This is a genomic window from Acinetobacter pittii (genome assembly GCF_034067285.1).
GTDB lineage: Bacteria > Pseudomonadota > Gammaproteobacteria > Pseudomonadales > Moraxellaceae > Acinetobacter > Acinetobacter pittii_E.
The window spans coordinates 1,590,910-1,611,183 of sequence record NZ_CP139286.1 but is presented as its reverse complement, the minus strand read 5'-3'; the positions used below and the strand labels follow the sequence as shown (position 1 = coordinate 1,611,183).

At 41.0% G+C, this 20,274-nt stretch carries 17 protein-coding genes; 10 read left to right on the top strand and 7 right to left on the bottom strand.

The genetic code is table 11. The features are described 5' to 3' along the window. Positions 1 to 3: 3 nt before the first annotated feature. Together araD1 and abaQ are read right to left on the bottom strand one after the other, a co-directional pair. On the bottom strand, positions 4 to 1,002 hold the full coding sequence (gene araD1 / locus SOI81_RS07605; RefSeq protein ID WP_320541484.1) for an AraD1 family protein: 999 nt from the start codon (positions 1,000 to 1,002) through the stop codon (positions 4 to 6). Positions 1,003 to 1,012: 10 nt separating this feature from the next. Further along, complete coding sequence (gene abaQ, locus SOI81_RS07600) at positions 1,013 to 2,317, bottom strand: multidrug efflux MFS transporter AbaQ (protein WP_016140856.1); 1,305 nt, start codon at positions 2,315 to 2,317, stop codon at positions 1,013 to 1,015. A gap of 169 nt (positions 2,318 to 2,486) precedes the next feature. On the opposite strand from abaQ, the gene ilvD reads away from it, so the two are divergent. After that, the gene (gene ilvD, locus SOI81_RS07595) at positions 2,487 to 4,220 is read left to right on the top strand and encodes an IlvD/Edd family dehydratase (protein WP_239976285.1); all 1,734 of its coding nucleotides are present in this window, start codon (positions 2,487 to 2,489) and stop codon (positions 4,218 to 4,220) included. Positions 4,221 to 4,303: 83 nt separating this feature from the next. After that, a complete protein-coding gene (gene pdhR / locus SOI81_RS07590; RefSeq protein WP_002113901.1) occupies positions 4,304 to 5,020 on the top strand; it encodes a FadR/GntR family transcriptional regulator in 717 nt (238 codons plus the stop codon). A gap of 67 nt (positions 5,021 to 5,087) precedes the next feature. Here pdhR and SOI81_RS07585 read toward each other — a convergent pair whose 3' ends face one another. Together SOI81_RS07585 and catM are read right to left on the bottom strand one after the other, a co-directional pair. Continuing rightward, positions 5,088 to 5,882 (bottom strand): TorF family putative porin, encoded by a 795-nt coding sequence (locus tag SOI81_RS07585; protein ID WP_239970384.1) that lies wholly within the window; start codon positions 5,880 to 5,882, stop codon positions 5,088 to 5,090. An 81-nt stretch (positions 5,883 to 5,963) separates the two neighbouring features. Continuing rightward, on the bottom strand, positions 5,964 to 6,878 hold the full coding sequence (catM, locus tag SOI81_RS07580) for a LysR family transcriptional regulator (RefSeq protein WP_224992007.1): 915 nt from the start codon (positions 6,876 to 6,878) through the stop codon (positions 5,964 to 5,966). Positions 6,879 to 6,978: 100 nt separating this feature from the next. Here catM and catB point away from each other — a divergent pair, with 100 nt between their 5' ends. The 8 genes from catB (at position 6,979) to pac (ending at position 15,706) form a co-directional block, all read left to right on the top strand. After that, positions 6,979 to 8,085, top strand: a complete 1,107-nt coding sequence (gene catB, locus SOI81_RS07575; protein WP_016140851.1) for a muconate/chloromuconate family cycloisomerase — start codon at positions 6,979 to 6,981, stop codon at positions 8,083 to 8,085. Positions 8,086 to 8,108: 23 nt separating this feature from the next. Continuing rightward, positions 8,109 to 8,399, top strand: coding sequence for a muconolactone Delta-isomerase (gene catC, locus SOI81_RS07570; RefSeq protein WP_000897236.1), 291 nt, complete (start codon positions 8,109 to 8,111; stop codon positions 8,397 to 8,399). Between the two features lie 161 nt (positions 8,400 to 8,560). Next, entirely contained in the window at positions 8,561 to 9,481 is a 921-nt protein-coding gene (catA, locus tag SOI81_RS07565) for a catechol 1,2-dioxygenase (protein ID WP_239976282.1), read from the top strand. A 135-nt stretch (positions 9,482 to 9,616) separates the two neighbouring features. Next, positions 9,617 to 10,288, top strand: coding sequence for a 3-oxoacid CoA-transferase subunit A (catI, locus tag SOI81_RS07560; RefSeq protein WP_262456585.1), 672 nt, complete (start codon positions 9,617 to 9,619; stop codon positions 10,286 to 10,288). An 18-nt stretch (positions 10,289 to 10,306) separates the two neighbouring features. Next, positions 10,307 to 10,960, top strand: coding sequence for a 3-oxoacid CoA-transferase subunit B (gene catJ, locus SOI81_RS07555; RefSeq protein ID WP_239977424.1), 654 nt, complete (start codon positions 10,307 to 10,309; stop codon positions 10,958 to 10,960). A gap of 12 nt (positions 10,961 to 10,972) precedes the next feature. Continuing rightward, positions 10,973 to 12,193: a 3-oxoadipyl-CoA thiolase gene (pcaF, locus tag SOI81_RS07550; protein ID WP_320541483.1), complete on the top strand. Its 1,221-nt coding sequence runs from the start codon at positions 10,973 to 10,975 to the stop codon at positions 12,191 to 12,193. Between the two features lie 10 nt (positions 12,194 to 12,203). Beyond that, entirely contained in the window at positions 12,204 to 12,983 is a 780-nt protein-coding gene (pcaD, locus tag SOI81_RS07545) for a 3-oxoadipate enol-lactonase (RefSeq protein WP_016140846.1), read from the top strand. Positions 12,984 to 13,243: 260 nt separating this feature from the next. Then, positions 13,244 to 15,706, top strand: coding sequence for a penicillin acylase family protein (pac, locus tag SOI81_RS07540; protein ID WP_320541482.1), 2,463 nt, complete (start codon positions 13,244 to 13,246; stop codon positions 15,704 to 15,706). Positions 15,707 to 15,776: 70 nt separating this feature from the next. Here the strand turns inward: pac and pad are convergent, their stop codons facing one another. The 3 genes from pad to SOI81_RS07525 all read right to left on the bottom strand — a co-directional run bounded on the left by pad (position 15,777) and on the right by SOI81_RS07525 (position 20,197). After that, on the bottom strand, positions 15,777 to 17,264 hold the full coding sequence (gene pad, locus SOI81_RS07535) for an NAD-dependent phenylacetaldehyde dehydrogenase (protein ID WP_320541481.1): 1,488 nt from the start codon (positions 17,262 to 17,264) through the stop codon (positions 15,777 to 15,779). Between the two features lie 43 nt (positions 17,265 to 17,307). Further along, on the bottom strand, positions 17,308 to 18,915 hold the full coding sequence (alkJ, locus tag SOI81_RS07530; protein ID WP_320541480.1) for a GMC family oxidoreductase: 1,608 nt from the start codon (positions 18,913 to 18,915) through the stop codon (positions 17,308 to 17,310). Positions 18,916 to 18,979: 64 nt separating this feature from the next. Then, positions 18,980 to 20,197 (bottom strand): hypothetical protein, encoded by a 1,218-nt coding sequence (locus tag SOI81_RS07525; protein ID WP_320140650.1) that lies wholly within the window; start codon positions 20,195 to 20,197, stop codon positions 18,980 to 18,982. Positions 20,198 to 20,274 lie beyond the last annotated feature (77 nt).

The following is a 20,274-nucleotide window of genomic DNA, read 5'->3' as shown; positions in this document are numbered from 1 at the left end:
TCCTTAAAGTGTTATAACTGAACCGATCGGTAACTCTGCTTGTGTATGAGCAAGTTTATTTTTAAGGGGAAGACCGAATTCTTTCATTTCAATTTCAAATTCATCGTTGACTTGTGCCTGAATACCATCGGCAAAAGATAAAGTAGCTGTACCGAAGTAGTGAATATGAACGTCCCCTGCTTTTAAGAATTGTTGATACTTAAAGTGGTGATATTCCAGATTTGCCAAGCTATGACACATATTGTCTTCGCCTGACAAAAACTCTTTTTCCCAAATAATTTGTCCATCACGGCGCAAGCGGCTGGTTCCCACTAAATGTTTTGGTAATTCGCCTGTTCGTAAAGCTGGACCAAAACTACAAAAACGTAATTTTGAATGGGCCAGATATAAATAATTACGACGCTCCATTACATGGTCAGAATATTCATTACCCAATGCAAACCCGATTCGGTAAGGCTTTAAGTCTTCTCCAATCACATATAGGCCTGCGATTTCAGGTTCTTCGCCACCGTCTTCAGCAAATGGAGGTAAAGGTAACTCCGCTCCCGGTCTCACCACAATTGAACCATCGCCTTTATAAAACCATTCTGGCTGTGCACCGACTTGACCTTCTGGTGGACGGCCCTTTTGTAGCCCCCATTGAAATATCCGCATGGTGTCGGTCACTGAGCTGTCATCGCTTAAATTTTGCTGATGCATTTTGTCGCGTGCTGATGCAGAACCTAAATGAGTTAAACCTGTACCGGAAACTAAACAGTGCGTTGGATCTGGATGATCTAAAGGCGGCAGTACCTTTAAATCTGCTAATAAAGATGAATAATCATAGGTCTCTGATTCAAACCCTAATATCTCAACTTGTTGCTCTAATGAAACTTTATTGCGGATTGCCAAAAGTGCTAAATCACGAACCGATTGAATATTTTTAACCGGATATGCCATGTTGCTTTCTACTTTGGCAACAGCACGTTGATTTGCACGATTTTCAAATTGAATAATTTGCATGTTTTATTCCTTACAAAGGCTTTTGAATATTCACTGTTTGAGTTTTTTGACGTTCGAGCTTGGCATAGACGATGTAAGTCAAAATCAGACCAAAAAGCATGACGATAGATAAGAAATACAAGCCTGCAGCCATATTTCCTGTGTATTCTTTTAAAAGTCCGATGCCAAATGGCCCAACGTAGCCACCTAAATTTCCAACAGAATTGATTAAGGCAATGCCAGCCGCTGCACTTGCCCCTGTTAAGAAACGGCCCGGTAATGTCCAAAACACAGCAGTTGATGAAAATAGGCAGAACGCAACCACAGCCAAAGCAGCCAACTGCATGACTGGAGAATTGAGCCAAGCACTTAAAAACATTGCACAAGCGCCTAGTGCGTAGAGAAAACTTAAATGTCCATAGCGATCATTTAGACGATCGGTACTACGTGGAATAATTAATAATCCAATAATTCCAAAAACGTAGGGAATGCTCGATAAGAAGCCAATTTGAAGATCAGTACCGCCTCCAAATTGCTTGATAATAGAAGGCAACCAGAGATTTAAACCGTAAATACTTAAAGTCACTGGTAGGTAATACAATGCTAATAAAAGTACGCGTTTGTCTTTTAAAGCATGCAGAGGATTAGCATGCCGAGTTTGATCGTATTCGGCTTCATCTTTAACCAGCTCATTTTTAAGCCATTGTTTTTGTTCAATGCTTAACCATTTCACTTTATCAATATTATCGGGTAACCACAGGAATGTTGGTAGAGCCAATAAAACCGCAGGTAAGCCGACTGCAATGAATAACCATTGCCAACCATGTAAGTTTGCAATGCCATCCATTCCAAGTAATAGACCAGCTAGAGGCCCAGCAATCATCATGGCAATGGGTTGTGAAAGTACAAACATTCCCATAATTTTTCCGCGATGACGCACGGGGTACCACTGAGTGATGAGGTATAAAACACCCGGGAAAAACCCTGCCTCCGCTACACCAAGTAAAAACCGTAAGAGATAAAAGCTTTTCGGCCCTTCAATGAGCGCCATAGCCATGGTGATTAAACCCCATGTCAATAAAATGCGGGTAAACCATTTACGGGCACCAAATTTGTCTAAAAGCAAATTACTTGGAACTTCAAAAAGAAAATATCCAATAAAAAATAAGCCTGCTCCTAGACCATAGGCTGCATCACCAATTCCGACGTCGGCACCCATATGCAAATGAGCGAACCCAACAGCGGCACGATCAATGTATGCCACCAGATATAGTATGACTAATGCAGGTATCAGCTTAAACGTGACCGTCCGTATTACATCCTTTTCGAAATCCATGTTCGACTCCATTTCCTATTATTTACTTATAGAGCATCTTGCTCGTAAATTATCCTTTCAATTTAAAATATAGTAATACTATTTAAATTTCAAACCTTTTAAAAATAAAATTTATGGTGTATTTTTAATTTAATTAGTTCTAATAGTAATACTATATAGGGAAATTTGTATGAATAACAAACAAGTTCTTCGTTCGGCTGCCTGGTTTGGTACAACGGATAAAAATGGCTTTATGTATCGTAGTTGGATGAAGAACCAAGGAATTCCAGATCATGAGTTTCAAGGCAAACCGATTATTGGGATTTGTAATACGTGGTCTGAACTCACACCATGCAATGCCCATTTTCGAAAAATTGCCGAACATGTAAAAAAAGGGATTTTAGAGGCTGGCGGCTACCCTGTTGAGTTTCCTGTGTTTTCAAATGGTGAGTCGAATTTACGTCCTACTGCCATGTTTACCCGTAACTTGGCCAGTATGGATGTAGAAGAAGCTATCCGTGGTAACCCTATTGATGGTGTGGTGTTACTAACAGGTTGTGACAAAACTACACCTGCATTATTAATGGGTGCAGCAAGCTGTGATATTCCTGCCATTGTAGTAACTGGTGGGCCAATGCTGAATGGTAAGCACAAAGGTAAAGATATTGGTGCTGGTACCATCGTGTGGCAAATGCATGAAGAGTTAAAAGCAGGCAAAATCGATTTAAATGAATTTCTTTCTGCCGAATCTGGTATGTCACGCTCAGCGGGTACATGTAATACCATGGGCACTGCTTCTACCATGGCGTGTATGGCAGAAGCCTTAGGCACTTCTTTACCACACAACGCAGCCATTCCAGCAGTAGATTCTCGTCGTTATGTGTTAGCTCATCTTTCTGGCATGCGTATTGTTGACATGGTTCACGAAGATTTACGTCTTTCTAAAATCTTAACCAAAGAAGCTTTCGAAAATGCCATTAAAGTCAATGCCGCTATTGGTGGTTCAACCAATGCCGTGATTCATTTAAAGGCCATTGCTGGACGTATTGGGGTTGATTTACAACTCGATGACTGGAACCGTGTCGGCCGAGGCATGCCAACGATTGTTGACTTGCAGCCTTCGGGTCGTTTTCTCATGGAAGAGTTCTATTATAGCGGTGGTTTGCCGGCTGTAATCCGTCGTATGGGCGAAGCCAATCTCTTACCACATCCACAAGCTTTAACCGTAAATGGTCAAGGCATTTGGGAAAATTGCCAACAGTCACCTATTTATAATGATGAAGTGATTCGGAAAATAGATAATCCAATTCGCCAAGATGGCGGCATGTGTATTTTACGCGGTAATTTAGCGCCTAAAGGTGCGGTGCTTAAACCTTCTGCTGCAACACCTGAACTGATGAAACACCGTGGTCGTGCAGTCGTATTTGAAAACTTTGACGATTATAAAACCCGCATTAATGATCCAGACCTGGATGTCGATGAAACTTGTATTCTAGTCATGAAAAATGCAGGCCCTAAAGGCTATCCGGGCATGGCAGAAGTTGGAAATATGGGGTTGCCACCAAAGATTTTAGCTAAAGGAATTACCGACATGGTCCGTATTTCCGATGCACGGATGAGCGGTACAGCGTATGGCACCGTGGTTTTACATGTTGCCCCTGAAGCTATGGCTGGTGGGCCTTTAGCCGTAGTTCAAAATGGTGACTTTATCGAACTCGATGCCTATGAAGGAAAACTTCATCTGGAAGTGAGTGATGAAGAACTTAAGCAACGTCTTGAGAATTTGGCACCTCCAGCACCGCCAAGTTTTATTGGCGGCTACCGCAAACTCTATGTAGAACATGTTCTACAAGCAGATGAAGGCTGTGATTTTGATTTCTTGGTCGGTTGCCGAGGCTCAGAAGTTCCACGTCATTCCCATTAATATTTATTCTTGAAAAAGATGATCTTGTTAAAACACAAGGTCATCTATACCATAGGATATTCAACATGTCGTAATAGTGAAATATGAGTAAAGCTGACTATAAAAATCCTATTCCAAGCAAAAGCCAACATGCATTAATTGTTCAACAATTGGGATTAAAAATTGTTTCTGGTGAAATCTCAGAAAATGAAAAGCTCCCGAGTGAAGTTGATTTATGTGAGGAATATAAAGTCAGCCGCCCTGTCTTTCGCGAAGCAATCCGTGTTTTAAACGCTAAAGGCTTAACTTACTCAAGACCAAAAATCGGAACTGTAGTAAGGCCTAAAGAAGAATGGCATTTGCTCGATCCGGATGTATTGTTTTGGTTGATTCAAACGACGCCTGAACATGAGTTTTTTAAAACCCTTTCTACCGTACGACGCGTTTTGGAACCTGAGCTTGCTTATATTGCGGCAAGTACGGCAAACGAAGAAGATATTGAACGTATTAAACATGCCTATGATGGGATGGAAAAAGCGACAACTGTTGAAGAATTTATAGAGCCAGATATTCAATTTCACTTAGCAATTGCTAAAGCAACGCATAATGACTTGCTGGCTTATATGTCGAAAATGCTGGTTTTACCTTTACAACAATCGATTCAAGTCACCAGTTTACGCCCAAATTTACAAGGCCATTCGTTACCTAGACATAAAGCAATTTTAACTGCAATTGAAAATAAAGACCCGCTTTCTGCTCGCCATGCTTCACTTGTTCAGCTGGACGACACTAAAATGGCTTACGATTTAATTAAAAAATAATTTTTATATATTCATTATTTAAAGCCTGATGCTCAAAATAAAGTCATCAGGCTTTTTTATTTATTAATTAGAACACTTTTTTAACTGAGACAGTAAATGTCGAATCAATCGGGTTTGAAATGGGTGCATCGGGTTCACCATTACTATACTTCTTATAGAACCCATCTTTATCCCAAGCTTTGGTATAGGCTAAGCCAGTAGTCCAGCCATCACCTAAATCTTTAATCAGCTCGACTTTCATATCCTGAAAATTAGCTTCCGAGAAATTTTTAATTTTTTCATATCCATAGTGAGCGCCAAAAGTCCAAGTCTCATTGATAGGCTGAGTAAAAGTTAGATCTAAATAAGTTGTTCCTCGTGAACGCTTACCTGCTGGGCCACCCATCGTATCGGAGTTATAGCCTGCATAATCTGGGGTATAGGTAATATAATATTTAAGAGTCAAAGGTCCATAACCAATTTGAGGTACAATTTCGCCATAGTTATAACTGGTACTCCCCGTTTCAGGCGTGCTTTCAGCTCCCGGATAGTAGTAATAAAAAACCGTCATTCCGGCCGAAAACTTATCGAAAGTTTTGATATAACCTGTATAGAAATCCCACTCAACTGAAGCATCTCGCAAATAGTTAGAACTTACATTCGATGCCCAAGTTCCCACAAATAATCCATTTGGATTGGTATAATCGAGACCTATTTGTAATGCCGGCTTGCCCCAAGTTTGTTGAAAACCACGTGATATATATTGACTTGCGAAGGTGACATTAGCACTGTATGGAGAAATTTTTTCTTGTTCATTTAATTGTTCAGCATGTACAACACCGGTAGATATAATGAGAGAAGCTATCCCTAAAATTTTTCTCATTCAATAATTCCTTTTAAATATTACCTATAATCTTAAAGTTTAAAAATAACATGATAATTCAATTTAAAACGTATTAAAAAGTTATAAATTTAAATTTCTAGACACTTCTTCTTGGCTATAGATCTCTTCAATGCAGTCTAAGATTTTAGGAATGTAAGAACTTTGGTCCATATTACGCATAGATAGAGAAATAGGACTATAAGCTTCTAAGTCCAAGATATTTAAATAAGTTAGATTCTTCATTCCAATATCGCAGGCACTTTCGGGAATAATACAAATACCCTCTCCAGATGCCACTAAGCCAAGTGCCATATGAATTTCGCGGACTTCAGTAAATTTGGCAGGAACAAGACCTAATTTGGTAAACAAAGCTTGAATAGTGGTCGAAAAATTCGGCTTAGGTGTAGTTGGATAAGAAAAAATTGTCTCATTGATAATTTGAGATAAATAAATTCCTGATTCTTGGAACTCACTTAATGGATGTTTTTTATGAATCGCCAGTTTTAATTTTTCTTTTCGAAGTAAAAGTCTCTTAATGGCAGGATCACTAATCGGCAATCGACCAAAACCTAAATCAATTTTACCTAACTTTAGAGCCTCGACCTGATCTCGTGTACCACATTCAATAAGCTCGACATGAATGTCAGGATTTTTTTGTCTAAATAGATAAATGACCTGCGGTAATCGCCCATAAAGAAGCGAACTCACATAGCCAACTTTAACGACATTCTCGACCAGCTTCATTTTTTTAGCCATCGAAGCAGCTTGAGCCGTATGCGTTAAAATCTGAACAGCATGTTGGTAAAAAAACAACCCTGCCTCTGTCACTTTTAATGGGCGTGAGCCTTTCACAAACAAATCAATACCTAATTCTTCTTCTAGTTTTTTAATTTGTCGTGTGAGTGGTGGCTGGGCAATAAAAAGCTTCTCAGCCGCTTTTGTGAGACTTTGTTCTTCCACAACGGTAACAAAATAACGTAGATGTCTTAATTCCATTAATATACCTTTTTAGTATCTTAAAATACCGTTCTATATCTATTTTAGGCTATTACATTCTTCTATGGTATGTAAACAAGTTCGTAATAGTTGAAACTTCATGTATAGAACCATAGAAACCATACTTGTGGATATTCCAACTATCCGTCCTCACCAACTGTCTGTGACTACCATGCGTACTCAGACTTTGGTGCTCGTTAAAATTACGACCACGGATGGTATTGTCGGTTGGGGTGAAGCGACCACCATTGGTGGACTGAACTATGGTGAAGAAAGTCCTGAAAGTGTCAAAGCCAATATTGATACTTACTTTGCACCATTACTCGCATCAGTTAAAGATTTAAATGTCGCACAAACACTAAAACTGATTCGTAAGAATATTAATGGTAACCGTTTCGCGAAATGTGCCATTCAAACTGCGCTGCTTGATATTCAAGCAAAACGACTAGGTGTACCGTTAAGTGAAGTTTTAGGTGGCCGTCTGCGTGATAGTTTACCTGTACTTTGGACGCTCGCATCTGGCGACACAGAAAAAGATATTGCTGAAGCTCGCAAAATGATTGAGTTAAAACGTCATAACACGTTCAAACTCAAAATCGGCTCACGTCCTTTGCAACACGATGTTGATCATGTGATTGCAATTAAAAAAGCATTAGGTGCAGATATTAGTGTACGTGTTGACGTAAATCGTGCATGGTCAGAGTTGGAATGTATTCAAGGTATTCAACAGCTACAAGATGGCGGAATTGATTTAATTGAACAGCCTTGCGCTATTCAAAATACTGAAGCACTTGCTCGTTTAACGCGTCGTTTTGATGTCGCAATTATGGCAGATGAAGCTTTAACTGGCCCTGACAGCGCATATCGTATTGCAAAAAGTCATGGTGCAGATGTATTTGCGGTGAAGATTGAACAATCAGGTGGTCTGATCGAAGCATGTGAAGTTGCCAAGATTGCAGGTTTGGCTGGAATCGATCTTTATGGCGGTACCATGCTTGAAGGCCCTGTAGGTAGCATGGCTTCTGCTCATGCGTTTGCAACCTTTGAAACACTAGCGTTTGGTACTGAATTATTTGGTCCATTATTACTTACCGAAGAAATTTTGAAAGAACCACTACGCTACGAAAACTTTGAATTGCACTTGCCAACAGCTCCAGGCTTAGGCATTGAAATTGATGAAGATAAAGTTGAAAAGTTACGTCGTTAAGGCAACAGGATAAGGAGTTTCCCATGTTATTTCATGTACGTATGGATGTGCATATTCCACTTGATATGCCAGCCGACAAAGCGAATGAAATTAAGGCTGTTGAAAAAGCCTATTCGCAAGACTTACAGCGTCAAGGTAAATGGCGCCACATCTGGCGTATTACAGGCCAATACTCAAACATCAGTATTTTTGATGTTGAGAGCAATGAAGAGTTGCACAACATTTTACAGGGATTACCACTTTATCCTTACATGAACATCGAAGTGATGGCACTTAATCGCCACCCTTCTTCTGTTCGTGATGATGATTCGTAATCTAAGAAAATAGTTTGAATGTGCCGTCTTAAGCACACTCAAAAACTAAATACACTGATTCAAAAGGTAACAAGGAACGTGGCAGGCACTATTCGCTAGCAAAACAAAATGCCCGCAGCTCTGCCACCCAAAACCGTATTGCATACTTAAGGAGTTTTAGTATGAACCGTCAACAAATTGATGCGCTTGTAAAACAAATGAATGTCGACACTGCAAAAGGCGAAGTCGATGCACGTGTTCAACAAATTGTAGTGCGCCTTCTCGGGGATTTATTTCAAGCCATCGAAGACTTAGACATCCAACCTTCAGAAGTATGGAAAGGTTTGGAATATTTTACCGATGCGGGTCAAGCCAATGAACTTGGACTTTTGGCAGCTGGCTTAGGTCTAGAGCACTATCTTGATTTACGTGCAGATGAAGCGGATGCAAAAGCTGGTGTTACGGGTGGCACACCTCGTACCATCGAAGGCCCACTTTACGTAGCGGGTGCACCTGAATCTGTTGGTTTTGCGCGTATGGATGATGGTACTGAAACAGGCAAAATCGATACCTTGATTATTGAAGGTAAGGTAACCGATACTGATGGCAATATTATTGAAAATGCTAAAGTTGAAGTATGGCATGCCAACAGTTTAGGCAACTACTCATTCTTTGATAAGTCTCAATCTGACTTCAACTTACGCCGTAGTATTTTGACTGATGCTGATGGTAAGTATGTGGCATTAACCACTATGCCAGTAGGTTATGGTTGCCCGCCAGAAGGCACAACTCAAGCACTTCTTAACAAGTTAGGCCGTCATGGTAACCGTCCATCTCACGTTCACTACTTCGTTTCTGCACCGGGTTACCGCAAGCTTACAACTCAATTCAACATTGAGGGTGATGAGTACTTATGGGACGACTTTGCTTTCGCAACCCGTGACGGTTTAGTGGCAACAGCAGTTGATGTGACTGACCCAGCTGAAATACAACGCCGTGGTTTAGATCACGCCTTCAAACACATCACATTTAACATCGAACTTGTTAAAGATGTCGCTGCTGCTCCTTCAACTGAAGTTGAACGTCGTCGCGCTAGCGCTTAATTAAAAGTATATGTGAGTTAAAAGTTCGCTTTTGACTCACAAAACTTAGTCCATTTATTACTACCATTAAGAATTTAAATAAATTTTTAGCGGTAGTAATAACATCACGTTACCTCATGCTCTAGGGTTTCTCACATGATTGACAAAAGTAAGTCCTCACTAAGCGAGGCACTATCGCAGATTAAAGATGGTGCAACCATTCTGATTGGTGGTTTTGGTACCGCAGGACAACCCGCTGAACTCATTGACGGACTGATTGAACTGGGTGTTAAAGATTTAACTATTGTCAGCAACAATGCCGGTAACGGTGATTACGGTCTGGCGAAACTGCTTAAAGCCGGTTCAGTTAAAAAAGTGATTTGTTCTTTCCCACGTCAGGCAGACTCTTATGTGTTTGATGAGTTGTACCGTGCCGGAAAAGTCGAGCTTGAAGTCGTGCCGCAAGGCAATCTGGCTTGCCGTATTCAGGCAGCAGGTATGGGACTTGGTGCTGTGTTTACCCCAACAGGCTTTGGAACACTTTTAGCTGAAGGCAAAGAAACCCGCCAGATCGATGGCAACGATTACGTACTTGAATATCCGATCAAGGCGGACTTTGCCTTGATTAAGGCTTACAAGGGCGACCGCTGGGGCAATCTGGTTTACCGTAAATCTGCACGTAACTTTGGCCCGATCATGGCGATGGCTGCTGATGTCACCATTGCTCAGGTGTCTGAAGTTGTAGAGCTCGGTGGATTAGATCCGGAACACATCATCACCCCAGGGATCTTTGTACAGCACGTTGTACAAGTCGCACCCGCACAGTAAGCAATAAGGAGAAATAACATGAGCTACCAGAAACTCAGCCGTGACCAGATTGCAAAGCGTGTGGCACAAGATATTCCAGATGGCGCCTATGTAAACCTAGGTATTGGCTTACCGACCAAGATTGCCAGCTACCTACCGAATGACAAAGACATTTTCCTTCATTCTGAAAATGGTTTGTTGGCTTTTGGCCCACCGCCAGCAGCAGGTGAAGAAGACCCTGAACTGATTAATGCGGGTAAAGAGTTTGTGACCATGCTTGAAGGCGGCAGCTTTTTTCATCATGGCGATTCATTTGCGATGATGCGTGGTGGTCATCTTGATATTGCCGTACTTGGCGCCTTTCAGGTTGCAGCCAATGGTGACTTGGCCAATTGGCACACAGGTGCACCGGATGCGATTCCTGCTGTTGGTGGTGCAATGGATTTAGCGGTTGGTGCCAAGAAAGTCTTTATCACGACAGACCATGTAACCAAGCAAGGTGAACCAAAGATTGTCGCTGAGCTCACTTATCCGGTAACAGGCAAACGATGTGTTGACCGTATTTACACTGACCTGTGTGTGATTGACGTGACCCAAGATGGTTTAAAGGTGCTTGAGAAGGTTGAAGGTCTGAGCTTTGATGAGTTACAGGCTTTAACGGGTGCAACTTTGATTGATGCCACTCAAGGGTAAGGAAGTAGGGAAATGACATTAAAAAACGCTTATATCATCGATGCCATCCGTACACCATTCGGCCGTTATGCCGGTGGCCTTGCTCCTGTCCGTGCCGATGACCTTGGCGCTGTACCGATTAAAGCGCTCATGCAGCGTAACCCAAATGTAGATTGGGAACAGGTCGATGATGTGATCTATGGCTGTGCGAACCAAGCCGGTGAAGATAACCGTAATGTCGGCCGTATGTCAGCACTGCTTGCAGGTCTACCGTATCAGGTGCCTGCAACGACTATTAACCGTCTCTGTGGTTCCTCACTCGATGCGATTGCCATTGCTGCCCGTGCCATTAAAGCAGGTGAAGCGAACTTGGTGATTGCAGGTGGTGTGGAAAGCATGAGCCGTGCACCCTATGTGATGGGTAAGTCTGACAGCGCTTTTGGCCGTAACCAGAAGATCGAAGACACCACCATGGGCTGGCGTTTCATTAATTCTAAACTTAAAGAATTGTATGGTGTAGACACCATGCCCCAGACTGCCGAAAACGTGGCTGAACAGTTTAACGTCAATCGTGCAGATCAGGACCAGTTTGCCTTGGTGAGCCAACAACGCACCGCAAGCGCGCAAGCCAAAGGCTTTTTTTCTAAAGAAATCGTGGCAGTTGAAATCCCTCAGCGTAAGGGTGATGCTGTTGTGATTGATACCGATGAACACCCACGTGCATCAACTACCCTTGAAGGTTTAAGCAAACTTAAACCTGTGGTCAAAGCAGATGGCACCGTCACTGCGGGAAATGCTTCAGGCATTAACGATGGTGCAGCAGCTTTATTGATTGCTTCTGATGAAGCTGTTCAAGCTTACAACTTAAAACCACGTGCCAAGATCATTGCTTCAACAGCTGTGGGTGTAGAACCACGCATTATGGGTTTTGCTCCGGCACCAGCGATTAAAAAATTACTGAAACAAGCCAACCTGACTTTAGATCAGATGGATGTGATTGAGCTGAATGAAGCCTTTGCTGCACAGGCTTTGGCAGTGACCCGTGATTTAGGTTTACCAGACGATAGCAATAAAGTAAATCCAAACGGTGGTGCAATTGCATTGGGTCATCCACTTGGTGCATCAGGTGCACGCCTAGTCACCACAGCCTTAAACCAGCTTGAGCAAAAAAATGGTCGTTATGCCTTATGTTCAATGTGTATTGGTGTAGGCCAAGGAATTGCACTCATTATTGAACGTGTTGAAGCACTTTAAGGAGAAACAAATGCCATCTTTTCAATCTGCCGATGCACAAATTAATTATCAAACCTTTGGTGAGCCATCTTCCCCTGCTCTGGTGTTTTCCAATTCTTTAGGCACCAATTATGGTATGTGGCAAAAACAGTTTAATGAATTGAAAGATCAGTTTTTTGTAATCTGCTATGACACACGTGGTCACGGTTCATCATCCACACCTGACGGCCCATACACTGTAGAGCAATTAGCTGAAGATGTTGTCCGTTTACTTGATCACCTAAATATTACTAAAGCTGCTTTTTGTGGTATTTCAATGGGCGGTTTAACTGGGCAATGGCTTGCAATTCACTACCCTGACCGCTTTAGTCATGTTGTTGTGGCAAATACTGCCGCTAAAATTGGGCAAGAACAGGCATGGCTTGATCGTGCAAAATTAGTGCGTGAACAAGGTTTACAACCGATCGCAGCTACAGCAGCTTCGCGATGGTTTACAGATCCCTTTATCCAAAGTCATCCTTCAATTGTCAACAACCTGTGTAACGACTTAAGTGCTGGCAGCGCAATGGGTTATGCCAATTGTTGTGAGGCTTTGGCTAAAGCGGATGTCCGTGAGCAGTTAAAAGATATTAAAGTTCCAGTATTAGTAATTGCTGGAACTCAAGACCCTGTAACTACCGTTGCAGATGGCCAATTTATGCAGCAACGCATTCCACAAGCAAAACTTGCAGAAATAGATGCGTCTCATATTTCCAATGTAGAGCAACCAGAAGCTTTTAATAAAATCTTAAAGGATTTTTTAGTGAACTAATTTTGCTGTCAATAAAATTTATACATTTCGAAAAAGGCCAATCATGGCCTTTTTTATTCTTCCAAAATAAAAAACTAAATAACTTGTTCGAGAAGGTATAAATATATACCTCAAATGTAATGGAAAATTACATGGATAAATAACAGTATTTTAAACTCATGAACAGGGCTTGTTCATCAGTGACGTGAATCTAAGAAGATTCTTAAATCGTTCACTTCTACATCATAATGAAAGTAAGGATATCTAAATTGAACATACCTATGCTGAACTCTCGGCCTCACCCTACACGCCCTTTAATTAAATATGGAACATTACTTTTAGGTGCACTTTTAGCGGGTTGTAATTCTTCGTCAAGTTTAGACTCAACACCGACACAAAAACAAATCACGATTAAGCGCGATAAATTCGGTACACCCCATGTCTATGCAAATGACACCTATGGGCTTTTCTACGGTTATGGCTATTCGGTAGCGACCGATCGTTTATTCCAGATGGAAATGTCAAAACGTACAGGACAAGGCACAGTTGCTGAGGTGCTCGGTTCCGACTATCTTCAATATGATATTGCGACACATAGTCGTTTTGATCCAGAGAATATTAAACAGCAACTCGCCGCACTCTCACCAGAAGACCGAGCAATTTTTGAAGGTTATGCCGCAGGTTTTAATAAACGGGTTAAAGAAGTTTTAACAGATCCAGCTCGTATGCCTAAAGAGTTTACAGATCATGGTTTTAAACCATCAACATGGCAACCAGAAGACATTGCTATGGTTTGGGTGGGCTTAATTTTAAATCGCTTCTTTTCAGCAAGCTCGGAAGTATCAAATTTAGATTTACTCACGCAACTGCAAAAAGAAAAAGGTCAAGAAGAAGGCTTCAAAGTCTATCAACAATTACGTTGGCTAGATGACCCAAGTGCTCCCACCATTATCCAATCTGCACAAAAACCACAGCTTATAGCTCGTCAACAACAAATACTTAAAGACATTAGCCCTATTTCAAACAAGGCAGCCAAAACCTATTTAGCTCAAGCTCGCATTGCTTTAGGTAAAAGTGTGGTAGACGGCGTACCTACCGCCAGTAATGCATGGGTCTTAAAAGGCGATAAGACCATTGAAGGCCAAGCAGTTTTATATAATGGTCCACAACAAGGATGGTATACGCCTGCAATCACCTACGGTATTGGTTTACATGGAGCTGGCTATAATTTGACAGGTATTACTCCAGTTGGATTACCTGCAATTTTATTTGGAACCAATGGCAAAATAGCATGGGGTTCTACGGTAGGCTCACTCGATACTAACGATGTTTATCAACTCACCTTAAACCCAAGTAATTCAAAAGAATATTTATATAAAGGAAGTTACATTCCATTTGAACACAAACAAGTAAAAATCAAAGTTAAGAATCAAGCTGACCATGTTTTAGATATTTATAAGAGTAAACAAGGTTTTGTAAGTACATGGGATGAAAATAACCATACGGCGTACGCACAAAAACGTAGCTGGGAAGGCGTAGAAATTGAAACCTTATTAGGATGGGCAAGTGCAGCGAAAGCTTCAAATTGGAATGAGTTTCTTGCTCAAGCCAAACGTGTAGCGGCCTCTATCACTTGGTTCTATGCCGATACTAAAAATAATATTGGTGTTGCTGCTTTAGGTCGTTTACCTATTCGCCCTGAAAACCAGCATATTCAGCTTCCAGCTAAAGGTGATGGTTCAATGGAGTGGCAAGGTTTTTATGACTTCTCACATAACCCTAAAGAATACAACCCACAAAAAGGCTATGTCACAAGCTGGAATAACAAAGCCTATGCTGGTTTACGTTCAGATTCGTCAAACTTTTCTTATGTAGATCGGGTCAATGAACTGATTGAACCTTTAGAAAGTAAACCAAAACTGAGTCAGCAAGAAATTTGGGAAATTAATAAAACAGCAGCATGGTCAGATTTAAATGCGCGTTATTTTGTTCCTTATATGATTCAAGCAGCACAAAGCCCTAATGCCTCACCTTTAGCCAAAAAAGTTGCTCCGTTACTTGCTAGTTGGGATCTTAAATTACGTTCTGATAGCGAAGAGAAATATTATCAAGGTGCAGCACCAGCAATTACACGTGCATGGCTTAATCAAATGATTGAACTGGTACTCAAACCTAACCTTTCAGAAAATATTTATAAGCGCTATACCGATACGCTTTATCCAGTAAATAATGATCCACGAAGCGCACAACCAGCGAGTGCATCAAAATTAATCTGGAATGCCCTGCAAGGAAAACAGGCAAGCGTTCCTCAGAATGTTGATTTCTTAAAAGGACAAACAGCAGATGAGGTGGTCTTAAAAGCTTTAGAAAACGCACTGACTGAACTTTCAAAACAATATCACTCGACTGACCCGAATGACTGGAAAATTCCGGTGGCAACCATGGGCTTTTCCAGCAAAAATTCGGTAGGCATTCCTTGGGCTGATCCATCGCATGAACAACAGCTCAGCACTTATGGAAATACGGGAAGTGCTACGTTTAGAGTGATCTTAAATCCAAATCAAGTCACCATGTGTTCGATTTTGGCCCCAGGACAAAGTGGGTTTATCAATCAAAATGGAAAACCTGATGCCCACTTTGCAGATCAACTTCCTTTATTTGAAAGTTATAAATGTAAAGAGGATGCGGTGAGTCAAAAGGAAATCGACCACTCAACTCAACAAAGCATCACTTTAAGTTACTAACTTTTTAGTCCAATTCTTATGTTAAAAGCAGAGGTTTGTTATTGATGAAATGACAAACCTCCTTATTGGCTTAATACCGAATCATCACCGATTTTAATTCGGTGTAATCTTCAATAAATGCATCAGAAAACTCTCTGCCAATTCCTGAAGCTTTCACCCCACCAAATGGAACTGATGGGTCTAAGAACGTATGCATATTGACCCATAGAGTACCTGCTTCAATCTTAGGAATTAAACGTAAAGCTTTAGATAAATCATTTGTCCAGATGCTTGCGGTTAAACCAAAGCGAGACTGGTTCATCAACTGAATAAGTTCTTCGTCAGTTTCGAATGGCATTACCCCGACCACTGGGCCAAAGGTTTCTTCTGAAAATAAAGGATCATCCGTATTTTTAAAGGAAATTAAAGTCGGCTGTACAAAATAACCAGTCTGATCTAAAGCCTCACCTCCAGCAATAATCTGGTTGTTGGCTTTTGCCATATCTAAATAATGTTTTACTTTATGAAAATGTGGCTGGTTAGAAAGTGGACCAAACATACTTCCCTCATCCATGGCCGATCCAATTTTGAAACCAGAGAGTGCTTTAGAGAGTTTCTCGACAAGTTCATCGTATTTTGTACGGTGTACAAAAAACCGTTCTGGGGATGCACAAACCTGTCCTTGATGTACAAAAGTTGCTTGCAACAAAGTCGGTAAAATCTCATCGACATTTGCATCAGCCAAAACAGCTATCGCATTTTTACCGCCTAACTCCAGACTTACACGGGTTAAATCGCTGCTCATCGCAAGTTTACCAATCGCAATGCCTGTCGGCACTGAACCTGTAAATGAGACTTTCTTAACGAGCGGTGACTCAATTAAATATTGTCCCGTCTCCCCCTTACCTGTTACTACATTAATCACACCCGCTGGAATACCTGCCTCTATAGCAAGTTCAGCTAAACGTAATAAAGATAAGCTGGCAAACTCACTCGGTTTAAGCACAATGGTGCAGCCAGTTGTTAAAGCTGAACCAATTTTCCAAACACCAATCATCAGTGAAAAATTCCAAGGCACAATCCCTGCAACCACGCCAATTGGTTGTCTTAAAGTAAAGGCCGTATATTTCTCACCTTGCATAGAAGGAATAGAAGGTTGCATGGTTTGACCATTAATTTTAGTTGCCCAACCAGCAAAATATCTTAAGAAAATAACAGATTGTGCAACTTCAAGATGACGGGAAATATTGATAAGTTTTCCGGTAGACAACGTCTCGAGCTGTGCAAGCTCTTCACCATATTGCTCGATTAAGTCTGCTAGCTTGTTCAGTTTAACGCCACGCTCATACGGTGTCGTTTCAGCCCAAGCGTTTTGAAAAGTATGTTCAGCACTTTTCACCGCATTTTCGACGTCTTGTTGACTACCAACACTAATTTGAGCAACAACTTGTTCAGTGGATGGATTTACAATATCCACTTTATCTAAAAGCTCGGCAGCAACCAATTTTCCATTAATAAAATGTCCATGTTGTCGCGCCATAAATTGCTGTACGCTTTCTAAAATCTGAACTTCACTCATTTTCTTTTCCTCTTTTCGTTTCTAAATATTGATATGACATCAACTACGCGACCTGATTCAAAATAAAGTCTGCACCACGTTCTCCAATCATGATGGCAATTGCGTTGGTATTACCGCTTGGAACTTGTGGGCAAATAGAACAATCCACCACACGTAAATTTTTAAAACCATGGACTTTTAGGGTCTGATCTGTGACCGAATCTTGCGGAGTATTGCCCATTTTGCAGCTACCTGCGGGGTGATAGACCGTTTTAATATTCTGGCGCATCCATTTATCAATCGCTTCAATATCATCAGGATTGATATTTGCAGGCTCAATCACTTCTTTGACAATTGCTTTCAATGCTGGTTGTTGTAATAGGCGAAGTCCGGCCTGTACCGCACGGATATTTGCGTCAATATCTTCTTGATGACCTAAATAATTAGGATCAATGACAGGTAAATCTTTAGGATCTTTACTACTTAAACGTAAAATCCCACGTGCTTTTGGCTGTACATGTCCGACTTTAATGGTAAGGCCATGTGCTTGAGCCACTGATTTTTCACCAGGGGTATTATCGAAATTATCCAGCACAGGTAAAAAATGAAATTGGACATCAGGTCGACCGTTGTTGTTGGTGTCAATAAAACCACCACCTTCTAGAATATTGGTGGTTAACAATCCTGAACGTGTAAAACACCACTGTAAAAAGTGCCGTACGGCGGTTAAACCTTGGTCTTCACCGAGCAGACTATTATTGGTTGTTACCGTTGCATTAACCGACATATGCAAATGGTCGTGAAAATTTTCACCTACGGGTAGATCACGAATACATTCAATGCCGATCTCATCTAAATGCTGTTTTGGACCAATTCCCGAAAGTAATAAAACTTTAGGACTACCAATTGCACCAGCACTTAGAATGACTTCTTTTTGAGCTTGTACAGTAATCGGTGATTTTCCTCCAACGCTATAAGTCACCCCAGTAACTTGATCACCTTGAGTTTCAATTTTATGGACCAAGGCATCAGTAATCACCGTGAGATCTGGGTGGTTTTCGACTGACTTTAAATAGGTTTTTGAGGTACTCGCCCGTGAGCCATTTTGAGTGGTGGTTTGATAAAACCCTACACCTGCCTGATCCCAACCATTAATATCATTGACGTAATTCATGCCCATTTGTTGACCTGCTTTAATACAAGCAAGCGTCAAAGGATGGCGATAGCGGTTTTCACTGACAGGTAAAATGCCATCTTGTCCGTGATATTCATTAGCAAGACTTTCATTTTTTTCTGCTTTTTTAAAAAAAGGCAGTACATGTTGATAAGACCACTGATTGCATCCCCATTCCGTGGCCCATAAATCATAATCCTGACGTTGGCCTCGGCAATAGATCATTCCGTTGACCGAGCTTCCGCCTCCCAACGCTTTTCCTTGTGCAAGGATCATTTCACGATGATTACAATATTTCTGAGGGACAGTCATGTATTGCCATGATTTTTGCTGGAATACTTTAACCACTGTGGCAGGTATGGTATGAAACATACTGCTATCTCGGCTTCCTGCCTCTAAAACAAGAACGCGCCCTGCTTTGGCCTGTAACAGCCGTGCTGCAACCACACAGCCTGCCGAGCCCGCACCAATCACGATATAGTCATATTGTTTATTCATCTGATTTCACCTAAGTTATTTTTATGAATGCACCGTCAATAAACACGGTCTCCTTTGCTCTGATTTAATAGATGTATTGCAGAATTAACTGTGCATACACATTAGTTTTGTCATCATAGTTTTGAGTACCCCCACTATGGATATCGTGTTTCGGTTTATAGAGTCCCACTAAAGGTATAACGTTGAATTTTTTATTAACCGACCAAACCGAAAATACATCCAGTTCATGTCCATCTACATTAGTTAAAGATTCATTAACTGTTTTGAACTTATAGGCCAAAGCACCTAACATAAAGTTTTCTTTTAGATTCATACTGTAAGAAACTTGGTGAATGTCTGCATTTTTGTTAAATGGGCCAGCATAATTTCCTGCAACTTCACCTTGAAACCACGTGCCGAACCCGACTGTATTTCCATAAAACATCGGGTCGTATTGGTCGGAAAAATGACTAAAACGGTAGCCTAATGAGGGCGTATATTTTGAAGATAAAAAGTTATAGTTCAGCGCCAAGTAGCCTGCATTTTCTTGACTATCTTTTCTATCTTGCACAACAAACTCAGTCTTAACTTGTAGTTCTGGCAAAGGTTGATAATTCAAACGTAAAGCATAATTTTTAAGATCTTCGCGCCCTGAAACTTGCTCAGTATCTTCAAGGTCTAATACATTTAAGTAAGTAAATCCAACACCTTTATCTTTAAGTTGATACATCAGATCGGTTACAAAGAGTTCAGGTGAAAATTGTGCTTTATTGTCCGATTTTAAATAAGCCAGTTTTAGCGTGGTATTCTCTTGCGGTTTGTATTGAAGCAAACTTGTAAAATCAAAACTTCGACGGGCTGCCAGATAATATGCTCCGCCCCGATCAAGTGCGCCATCCGCAGGTGCTTTCCCGAGGTTTAACGCATCACCTGCAATGAAAAACCCGTCACCAATCATGATATTTTGTCGACCAATACTTAAATCATAGGTCGTTAACTCATCTTTATTGGTGCCATCTTTAAAACCCAAGATCCATTCATTCACATCTGTTTTGCGTTCTTTACCATTACTATTTTGGCCTGCATCGCCATCGCCAAATGTGGCCGAGCTAATACCACTCAAGCTCGCATAGAGTTGATTGTTTTTAAAGGTGTATTGTCCTTTAGCACCATATTTAAGATGGCCTTCTTGCCAGTTGATTCTTTCATCATCTAGGTTTTCGCCGTTATAACTTTTACCGCTACTAAAAGCCCCGAAAGTTGCCTCAAAAGTCGGTTTAATTTCAAGCTCGCCAGCATGCACTGTTGAAAAAAATGAGACAAAGAGAGTCCCTCTCATAACTTGAGAAAGTAGAGTTTTCATACAAAATTCCTTTTTTG